Source organism: Mycobacterium sp., from assembly GCF_049673265.1.
Taxonomy (GTDB): Bacteria; Actinomycetota; Actinomycetes; order Mycobacteriales; family Mycobacteriaceae; genus Mycobacterium.
Map to the genome: position 1 here is coordinate 1 of NZ_JBATXN010000293.1, position 9,364 is coordinate 9,364.

12 protein-coding genes are annotated in these 9,364 nt (G+C 64.5%); 7 read left to right on the plus strand and 5 right to left on the minus strand.

The features are described 5' to 3' along the window. The 3 genes from WBF82_RS10205 to WBF82_RS10215 form a co-directional block, all read right to left on the minus strand. Nucleotides 1-836, minus strand: an 836-nt coding sequence (locus tag WBF82_RS10205; protein ID WP_424382918.1) for an SAM-dependent methyltransferase, incomplete at its 3' end; no start/stop codon positions are given. 80 nt (nucleotides 837-916) lie between these two features. Then, the gene (locus tag WBF82_RS10210) at nucleotides 917-1,330 is read right to left on the minus strand and encodes a hypothetical protein (RefSeq protein ID WP_424382919.1); all 414 of its coding nucleotides are present in this window, start codon (nucleotides 1,328-1,330) and stop codon (nucleotides 917-919) included. A gap of 5 nt (nucleotides 1,331-1,335) precedes the next feature. After that, nucleotides 1,336-1,719, minus strand: a complete 384-nt coding sequence (locus WBF82_RS10215; protein WP_424382920.1) for a nuclear transport factor 2 family protein — start codon at nucleotides 1,717-1,719, stop codon at nucleotides 1,336-1,338. A 52-nt stretch (nucleotides 1,720-1,771) separates the two neighbouring features. Between WBF82_RS10215 and WBF82_RS10220 the strand changes: the two genes are divergently transcribed. Together WBF82_RS10220 and WBF82_RS10225 are read left to right on the plus strand one after the other, a co-directional pair. Further along, on the plus strand, nucleotides 1,772-2,797 hold the full coding sequence (locus WBF82_RS10220) for a phosphotransferase family protein (RefSeq protein ID WP_424382929.1): 1,026 nt from the start codon (nucleotides 1,772-1,774) through the stop codon (nucleotides 2,795-2,797). Next, complete coding sequence (locus tag WBF82_RS10225) at nucleotides 2,794-3,975, plus strand: acyl-CoA dehydrogenase family protein (RefSeq protein WP_424382921.1); 1,182 nt, start codon at nucleotides 2,794-2,796, stop codon at nucleotides 3,973-3,975. The genes WBF82_RS10220 and WBF82_RS10225 overlap by 4 nt, the downstream gene beginning before the upstream one ends. Here the strand turns inward: WBF82_RS10225 and WBF82_RS10230 are convergent. Continuing rightward, entirely contained in the window at nucleotides 3,972-4,337 is a 366-nt protein-coding gene (locus WBF82_RS10230) for an STAS domain-containing protein (RefSeq protein ID WP_424382922.1), read from the minus strand. The genes WBF82_RS10225 and WBF82_RS10230 overlap by 4 nt on opposite strands. A 164-nt stretch (nucleotides 4,338-4,501) precedes the next feature. Here WBF82_RS10230 and WBF82_RS10235 point away from each other — a divergent pair, with 164 nt between their 5' ends. From WBF82_RS10235 to WBF82_RS10255, 5 genes are read left to right on the plus strand one after another with little or no spacing between them, the layout of a single operon-like run. Next, a complete protein-coding gene (locus WBF82_RS10235) occupies nucleotides 4,502-5,407 on the plus strand; it encodes an STAS domain-containing protein (protein WP_424382923.1) in 906 nt (301 codons plus the stop codon). A gap of 33 nt (nucleotides 5,408-5,440) precedes the next feature. Beyond that, on the plus strand, nucleotides 5,441-5,827 hold the full coding sequence (locus tag WBF82_RS10240; protein WP_424382924.1) for an STAS domain-containing protein: 387 nt from the start codon (nucleotides 5,441-5,443) through the stop codon (nucleotides 5,825-5,827). Continuing rightward, nucleotides 5,817-6,227, plus strand: coding sequence for an anti-sigma regulatory factor (locus tag WBF82_RS10245; RefSeq protein ID WP_424382925.1), 411 nt, complete (start codon nucleotides 5,817-5,819; stop codon nucleotides 6,225-6,227). Before WBF82_RS10240 ends, WBF82_RS10245 begins: the two co-directional genes overlap by 11 nt. Beyond that, on the plus strand, nucleotides 6,220-6,846 hold the full coding sequence (locus WBF82_RS10250; RefSeq protein WP_424382926.1) for a SpoIIE family protein phosphatase: 627 nt from the start codon (nucleotides 6,220-6,222) through the stop codon (nucleotides 6,844-6,846). Before WBF82_RS10245 ends, WBF82_RS10250 begins: the two co-directional genes overlap by 8 nt. After that, nucleotides 6,843-9,053, plus strand: a complete 2,211-nt coding sequence (locus WBF82_RS10255; RefSeq protein ID WP_424382927.1) for a SpoIIE family protein phosphatase — start codon at nucleotides 6,843-6,845, stop codon at nucleotides 9,051-9,053. The genes WBF82_RS10250 and WBF82_RS10255 overlap by 4 nt, the downstream gene beginning before the upstream one ends. Before the next feature lie 12 nt (nucleotides 9,054-9,065). On the opposite strand, the gene WBF82_RS10260 is transcribed toward WBF82_RS10255, so the two are convergent. After that, a partial coding sequence (locus WBF82_RS10260) for a DUF4185 domain-containing protein (RefSeq protein WP_424382928.1) occupies nucleotides 9,066-9,364 on the minus strand: 299 nt, incomplete at its 5' end.

Here is a 9,364-nt window from a genome sequence, read left to right on the forward strand (position 1 = left end):
ACGGACACGTCCCAGCCGTGGCGCCGCAACCAGTCGCCGACGTCTTCGCGTTCCTCGAAGTACCACAGCTCGTCGACCGCGGGTACCTCGAGCTGCGAATCCGTCGTCGCCAGTAGTTCTCGGAACCGATCCATCCGCTCACGGTGCAGTGCGCGCCGCTCGGGAGCAGCGAACTCGGGCCCAAGCCCCTCGACGGCGAGCCGGCTACCGGGCGCCGCGAGGTCTTGGATGCGGTCGAGCAGCAGGTCTTGCGCGGCGGCCGGCAGATACATCAGCAGTCCCTCGATCGACCAGACGCTCGGGGATTTCGCGTCAAAACCGGCTTGCTGCAACGCTGTTGGCCAGTCCTGTCGTAAGTCGATCGCGACGCTCACCAACGCCGACGTCGGTTGTGCGCCCCGGCGCCGCAGTGCGGTCGACTTGAAATCCAGGACCTTGGCCTGATCCAGCTCGTACACTTCTGTCCCGTCGGGCCATGGCAACCGCCACGCGCGCGCATCCAAACCGGCCGCCAGGATCACCACCTGCCGAACCCCGGACGCCGCCGCGCCCAGGAAGTACTCGTCGAAAAACGCTGTGCGCACGGCCATGAAGTCGATCAACACCTGAAGGTTGGCCAGCAGATCCGCGTCATCGGTCAGCTCGGCCGCCTTGGCGGGGTTGGCCATCAGACTCCACATGCCATCGCCGGCCGCCTCGAGAAACACCCGCGCGAAAGGATCACGGATGAGCGGGTTCTCGCTATCGGTTTCGGCGGCGCGAGCCGCGGCGACTCCGAGCGCTGTCGACCCCACACTTTCGGTGATCTCCCAGGAGTCGTTGTCGGTCCGCGGCATCGTCATTCCTCCCATCGCCGGCCAGCACCGGACAGTACGCCGCCTGTCTGAGAAGCGCCTGGGCGCAATTTCATCCGACGCTACTGGCGATTCGCCGCGATCCATTCGGCCGCCCGACGGTTCGACGCGCGCGACAGCCAGCCGTCTTGGATGAGCTCGGCCAGCTCCGTTCTGCTGATGTCGGCCAGCCTGCTGGCCCGGATCAGCACCGACGGGTGGTCGTCGAATCGGGCGGTGGTGAAAAACGGCGAACCCGGGTCCTGCACCAGCGCCAACTTGTCGCTCTCGGATTCCACCCAGATCATGATCACGTCGGTCAGGCGTTCCCCGGTCTCGGGGTCGACGGCGTCAGGTTGCGGCGTGCGGAAGAACACGAAGGACTTGCCGCCCACCTGGTAGATCGCGTTGCCCTTCGGACCCTCAATGCGCCGCGCGTGCGGCATCCCGGCGGCGATCTCATGAACGTCGCTCTCGCGGGCGGGCCTATCGGTCATGAGCCCTACTGCTGCAACAACTCTGCCATCGCCGGCATGATGGCCTGCAACGCCTTCAACGGTCGCAGCATGACCTTGAACGACACGATCTGTTCGGCGTCGTTCCAGTGGATCATGTCGATCCCGTTGACGTACGTGCCGTCGATCGTCGCGGCAAACTCGAGGATTGCGGATTGCTCGTTGTACCAATGTTCGATGTAGTGAAAATCAGTGTTACCGAACACTTTTGCGGCCGCCTTCAGGTACATCAGAGTCTTGGCTCGGCCTTCCTGCGGGGTGAACACCGCGGGCGAGAAGAACACCGCGTCGTCGGCGATCAGCGCGTCCAGTTCGTCAGTATGACCGTTCTCGATGATCGAGATCCAACGGGCAATCACCGGTGGCGTCATAGCGCAATTTTTGCAGACGGTAGCTTCTCCCTGTGTGGAGGTCCCAGTAGCCATGGAAGAGCTGGACGCCGTAGCCCAGTGGATGTCGCAGCAGGGGTTGGGCGAGGGCCCGCTGGACGACGTCTCCAAAATCAGCGGCGGCACGCAGAACATCATGTTGCGGTTCACCCGTTCGGGCCGGCCATATGTACTGCGACGCGGACCGAAGCACCTGCGCCCGCGCAGCAACGTCGTGATCATGCGGGAGACCCAGGTCCTGGCCGCGCTGGCGGGCACCGACGTGCCTCATCCCCACCTGATCGCCAGCTGCGACGACCCGGGTGTTCTCGGTGACGCGGTCTTTTACCTGATGGAACCCATCGACGGGTTCAACGCCGGCGAAGAGCTGCCCGCGCTGCATGCCGGCGACCCGGCGGTGCGGTTCAAGATGGGACTGTCGATGGCTGATGCGCTCGCCAAGCTCGGTGCCGTCGACCACCTCGCGGTCGGGCTCGGCGATTTCGGCAAGCCGGAGGGGTTTCTGGAACGTCAAGTGCCACGCTGGCTTTCGGAGCTGGAATCGTATCGAGAGTTCGAAAACTATCCCGGGCCCGACATCCCCGGGGTTCAGGATGTCGCCAACTGGCTCGAACAAGGCCGCCCGTCGGCGTGGACGCCGGGCATCTTGCACGGCGACTACCACGCCGCCAACGTGATGTTCTCCCGGACCGGTCCCGACGTCGTCGCAATCGTCGACTGGGAGATGTGCACGATCGGCGACCCGCTGCTGGATCTCGGCTGGCTGCTGGCCACCTGGCAGCCATCCGGCGGGTCCACCGCATTCGGCGGCACGCTCTTCGAGATGGGCGGATTGGCCGAGACTTCCGATCTGGTGGAGCAGTATGCCCGCAACACCACCCGCGACCTGTCGCACATCACCTGGTACACGGTGCTGGCGTGTTTCAAGCTCGGCATCGTCTTGGAGGGCACGCTGGCCCGCGCCTGCGCCGGTAAGGCGCCGAAAGAAGTCGGCGAATTGCTGCATGCCACCACGGTGCGGTTGTTCGAGCAGGCGCGCGAGCTGATGGAGACGGCATGATCGATTTCGACATCCCCGCGGAAACAGCGGCGCTGCGCGATCAGATCCGCGCGTTTGTCACCGAGCAGATCGTGCCCTACGAGGCCGATCCGCGCCTGGGCCGGCACGGTCCCGATGACGAGCTGCGAGCCGAGCTGGTGGAGCTGGCTCGCAAAGCGGGGCTGCTGACGTTCCAGGCGCCCAAGCGTTTTGGCGGCCGGGAGCCGTCGCACCGCGATCAGGCCGTGTTGTTCGAAGCCGCCGGTTGGTCGACGCTGGGCCCGGTGGCGCTCAACTGCGCCGCACCCGACGAGGGCAACATGTTCCTGCTGGGACGGGTGGCCAACGAAGATCAAATCGAGCAGTTCCTCATCCCGGTCATCGAGGGCCGGGGACGGTCGGTGTTTGCGATGACCGAACCCGGCGGCGCGGGGTCGGATCCCAACCAGCTGGCCACCGAGGCGGTGTTCGACGGCGCCGACTACGTCGTCAACGGGCTCAAGTGGTTGATCACCGGTGCGCGCGGCGCGCGAACGTGGATCATCATGGCCCGGGTCGCGCCCAACCCGCACGGGCCCGACGGGCCGACGCTGTTTCTGTGTGACGGCGCGACGCCGGGCATCGAGATCGAGCGGGTGATGAACACGATGGACCGCAACTACGTCGAAGGCCATGGCGTCGTGCGGTTCACCGATCTGCGGCTGCCGGCGTCAGCGGTACTGGGTGAGGTCGGCCAAGCCCTGCGCTATGCGCAGTTGCGGTTGGCGCCGGCCCGGTTGACGCACTGCATGCGCTGGCTGGGAGCCGCCTCGCGCGCGCAGTCGATCGCGGTGCAGCACGCTCGTGAGCGCACCGCGTTCGGTAGGCCGCTCGGCGAGCACCAAGGCGTGAGTTTCATGATCGCCGACAACGAAATCGCTTTGCAGCAATGCCGACTCGCGATCTGGTGGGCGTGCTGGACGCTGGACAAGGGCGATCGGGGCACCGGCCGACATGAAAGCTCGATGGTCAAGGCGTATGTGTCGGAGGAACTGTTCAAGGTCGCCGACCGCTGCGTGCAGATCCTGGGCGGCATGGGTATCTCCGACGAGACGCCGGTCGGGATGATCTTCTCCGATATGCGCGCCTTCCGCCTCTATGACGGGCCTACCGAAGTGCACAAGTACGCGATCGCCCGTCAGGTTCTGCGGTCGGTTTAGTTCCGCGGGCCGGTACCCACCGCGGTCAACGCGTCGTCCAGCGTGGGATACAACGACAGGACTTTGTCGAGGCCGGTCAGCTGCATCGGTCTGGTGGTCGCCGGATTGCCGGCGACTACCGCCACCTGAACGGATTTGCTGATCTTTTCGTGCGTGGCCGCCAGGATCCGAAGACCAACCGACGCCATGAAGCTCACGTCGGAAAGTTCGATGACGAGAACCGGCGGATCGTCGTCGAGCGCCCCGGCAATCGCGGCTTCGAAAGCCGGCGCGGTGCTCAAATCGATTTCACCGCCGACGCTTACCACCGCGATCCCTTCGCGGCGCGCAAAAGAGGTCGTGATTGGATCCGGAGCTGACAACGGCCATCCTTGCCTCGGGCGTCTCATCGCGCCCGGCGAACCTGGTGCCGACCCGGTGCCGCCGCCGCAAACTGGCAGAAATATTACTTCAACTCCTCGTCCGGCGAGGCTCGGTTAGTCTTGGCGCGGGACTTCCGCCCACCTGCGGCAAGCCGGGAGGTTTGATGTCGGATCAAACGATAGATCTGTCGGGAACAGGCGTCGCCAATCAGGCACCGTCGATCTCGAGCGAGGGTTTGCTGCTGCCGCAGCTGGTGCAGCACTTACGCCAGAACCGCACGGCGTTGCGCGAGGAATGGGCCCGCAGAATCACCGAAGCCGAATTGCTCACCGCGATGTCGCCCGAGGAGATCTTCTCCGAGGCCACGACGGTGTACGACAGCTACGTCGAGGTGCTCGAGACCGGTAGCGTTGAGGCACTCCAGGATTACGCACGCGACTTGTCCGAGCGCATCATTCCACGAGGTGTGGAGACCAATGAGGTCGTCGGCATCGTGCTGTTGCTGCGCGACGTGCTGGCCCGTTCGCTGTTCGAGAAGTACCAGACCGATTTCGACCTGCTGAACCGCGTGCTCGACGCCTACGAGCCCGCCGCCAACCGCATCGCCAACACCGTGGCGGTCGGCTTCGTGCAGGAACGCGAGCGCATCATCCGCCAGCAGCAGGAAGCCATCCGCGAGCTGTCCACGCCGGTGCTGCAGGTGCGCGAGCAGTTGCTGATCTTGCCGATCATCGGCGTGCTGGACAGTCAGCGCGCCCGGCAGGTCACCGAGCAGCTGCTGCGAGCCATCCGCGCCAACCGGGCGAAAGTCGTCGTCATCGACATCACGGGTGTGCCCACCATCGACTCCACGGTGGCCAACCACCTGGTGCAGACCGTCGACGCGTCCGGCTTGATGGGCGCCAGCGTCATCATCACCGGTCTGTCTTCGGAGATCGCGCTCACCCTGGTGACGATCGGGCTGGATCTGTCCAAGATGAACGCCGTGGGTGACCTACAAGGTGGTATCGAAGAAGCCGAACGGCTGCTGGGCTACGAGGTCACTCGCACCGGCGAAACGGGCGGGTAAAAAGACTGCGTTGACAGCTAACACGGGCGTGCCATGCCAGTACCGATCCTGAAGCAGGGCCCAATCCTCATTGCCTCAGTGCAGGCGGCGTTGACCGACTCTGACACCGAGCGGTTGCGATATGACCTGATGGAGCGGGTCAGCCGCTTTCGCGCACAAGGGATTATCGTCGACGTCACCGCCATCGACGTGATGGACTCCTTCGCCGCCCGCTCGCTGCGCACGATTGCGCACATGACACGGCTGCGCGGCGCGGACACCGTCATCGTGGGCCTGCAGCCCGAAGTCGCGTTTGCGATGGTCCAACTGGGGTTGATATTCGACGACATGTACACCGCGCTGGATCTAGAAGAGGGTCTGGCACTGCTGAATAAACAACTGGGACTGGGGAAATCGATCGGACTCGACGGTGACGGATGATGTCATCGTCGATGTCGGCAACCCCGACGACATCGTAGCGGCGCGTCAGGCTGGCCATCAGTTGGCCCGCAAGCTTGGTTTCTCGTTGACCGACGTCACGATGATCGCCACGGCGATCTCGGAAGTCGCCCGCAACATCACCAGCTACGCAGGTTTCGGGGCGATTCGGGTTGGGGTAGAAGATCGGGACGGCAGGCAAGCACTGGTGGTGCGCGCCGAAGACGACGGTCCGGGTATTGCCAACATCGAACGGGCGATGGAGGACGGCTATTCGACCGGGCGGGGTCTAGGTCTCGGCTTGCCCGGGGCGCGTCGGCTGATGGACCGGATGTTCGTCGAGTCCACACCGGGTCAGGGGACGGTTATCGAGATGTGGAAGTGGATTCCGCACAATGGCTGAGCACGGTTGGCTGGGTCCGATCGAGTGGGCGGCCAAGGCGCGGGCGCGACCGGGCGAAAACGTCTGCGGCGACCGGCTGATCGCGGTCGAGATCAACGACACCAGCGCCCTCGTCGGCGTGCTGGACGGTCTCGGCCACGGCGTGGATGCCGCCGAGGCGGCCAAGCGCGGTGTGGAAGTGCTCCGGGCTGAGAGCGCCGAGCCGCTCGACGTGCTGGTCCAGCACTGTCACCGCGCATTGTCGGGCACCAGAGGGGCTGCGATGACGTTGGCGCACATCGACTTTCGATCTGATGTATTAAGCTGGATCGGCGTCGGCAATGTGACCGCCGACCTCGTTGCCAAACACCCGGGCGGTGTGGAAGTGCGATCCTCCGCTCGTCTGGCCGGCGGCATCGTCGGTTACCGCATACCCGAAACGCTGACACCGCAGGAAGTTCCGATCCGACCCGGCGACCTGCTGGTGATCACCAGCGACGGCATCGTGGAAGACCATTTGGACGACATCGACTTCTCCGCCTCGTCTTTGGCGATCGCCAACGAGATTTTGCACGAGCACGCCAAAGACAACGACGACGCGCTGGTGCTCACCGCACGTCACCGAGGCGCGTCGGGATGAACCACCCCGGCGAATTCCACGCCGGGTACGCCGCCGCCCTGCGTACCTACCTGCAGACGCGCGGTGAGGAAGAACTCGCCGTTGGACACGAACTCGGACGCCAGGCCTTGCAGATGAGTATCAGCACGCTGGAGATCATCGAGAACCACTTCCAACTGGTCGACGACTACGCGCAGGATCCGGTCTTTGATCGACCGGCGGCACTGGCCTTCCTCTTGCAGACGCTGGCGCCACTCGATATCGCGACCCGCGGATTTCTAGACGGCACAAAGCGTTACGAGGAACAGCGGGCCCGGGCCGAAAACCTGGCCGATCGCGACGAGTTCCGCAGCGCATTGGTGAACTCGCTGCAAGAGGGATTCTTCGTCGCCAATCACGAAGGGGCCGTCACCGAGGTCAACGACGCATTCGGCAAGATCACCGGCTACCCGGCCCACGGTGTCCCCTACCGGTGGCCACACCCGTGGTTGGTCGACGAGAAGGCGGCGCGGCAACAACAAATGCGCCTCAATCAGGAGAACCAAGTCCAGTACGAGACGCCGATCCGGCATCGAGACGGCCGTCTGGAATGGGTAGCCGTCAACATCAACCGGGTCACGGCGCACGTCGCCGACGAAGACGTGTACGTCGGAACCATCCGCGACATCACCGCCGAACGGGCGTTCGCCGCGCGGGAAAGCGCGGTGCTGCGCCTGGCCACGGCGGTTGGCGTGGCCAAAAGTGTCGCCGAGGTGCTGACGATTACCCTCGACGAGTGTCGCGTCGCCCTCGACGTACACCGGGTGGTGGGCGCGGTGTGGCCGCCGAACGACGGCGACCCAACGATTCAGGTGGCCGGAGAGAACGCCACACTTCCCTGGCGCCAACTCGATCCGGTACTGCGCCAGATGTTTCAGCAGGCCCGTCACCAATTGCCGCTGACCGTCCAGCCCATCGAATGGCCGGACAATCCGGGCATGGCTCGCGGAATCGTCGCGGTGCTGACCGGCGGCGGGGACGTCGCGTTGTGGCTGGAACTGCGGGTGCCACGTCGCGTCAGCGCGGAGGATCGGCTGCTGGTCACCGTGCTCGTCGGGCATTTGGGATTGGCCATCCAGCATGTGCGGCAGTTCGAAACCGCGCGCGAGACCTCGCTGACGCTGCAACACGCGATGCTGGCACCGACCGAGCTTCCGGCCGGGTTCGCGGTCCGCTACGAACCCGCGGTCCCGCCTCTGGAGATCGGCGGCGACTGGTATGACGTACTGCGGCTCGGCGATCACCGGATCGGCATCATCGTGGGAGACTGTGTGGGACGCGGCCTTGCCGCTGCGGCGGTGATGGGCCAGCTTCGCAGCTCTGCCCGGGCGCTATTCCTCACCGGCGCGGAGCCCGCGAAACTGCTCGAAGAGCTTGACGCCGTCGCCAAGCTGATCCCAGATGCCTTCTGCACCACCGTCTTTCTGGCGGTCTTGGACGCCGAGACCGGTCAATTCTGTTACAGCTGCGCCGGCCACCTGCCAGCCGTGCTCGCCGTCCCACACGCCGACCCAGTGCTGCTCTCTGACGCTCGCTCGGTGCCGTTGGCCGTGCACCGCAAGGATTCTCGTCCACAGTCGTCGGTGGTCCTGCCGCCCGGCTCAACTTTGATGCTGTACACCGACGGACTGGTGGAGCGGCGCGAGAGCTCACTCGACGACGGGATCGCGCGGGTCAGTGCGACGGTGGCTACCGGGATGCATCTGCCCGTCGACGACATCGCGGATGCCGTCCTAGACGAAATGGCCCCCCCAGCCGGATACGACGATGACATCGCGATCGTTGTCTACCGGCACCCGTACAGCCCGATAAAGATTGAAAACGCCGCAGCCGCTGAGCAATTGAGTGATATCCGGCACCAGCTTGCGGCATGGCTGCGCGACGCTGAGATACCGGATGAGACTGCCGCCGACATCGTCTTGGCGGTCAACGAGGCGGCGGCCAACAGCATCGAGCACGGCTACCGTGGGCATAAACCGGGCGACGTTCGGATAGAAGGCGAAAACGACGGTGCCCGAGTACACATGCGAATCATCGACAAAGGTTCGTGGAAAGCGGCACCTGTCGACCCCGGCATCCGCGGACGTGGATTGCTGCTGATCCGCGCGGTCAGCGACTGGCTCGAGATGGACTGCACTCCATCGGGGACCACGGTGGAGATGAGCTTCCGTGTGCCCGAAGTGACGTGATGACCTGATCAGCTATGGCAGCACGGTGTGCATCAGCATCACATCGTATGCCGACCACAGGGACAGGTTGAAGTACAAGTCTCGACCCGACGACCACGGATGAATCATCGGCGCGTATATACCGCCGGGCATCGAAAATGACGACACCAGAGGTTGTTCCGGGCTCCAGGGTCCTTCCGGAGAGGGCGCGGTCCGCGCCACCACGTCATTGCTGCCGCCGTTGGTGTAGAGCACCAGGTACTGCTTGAGATAGTCGTTGTACTGCGCTGACATCTCGCCTACCGGACCCGGGAAAATTGGCGTCGCCGCAC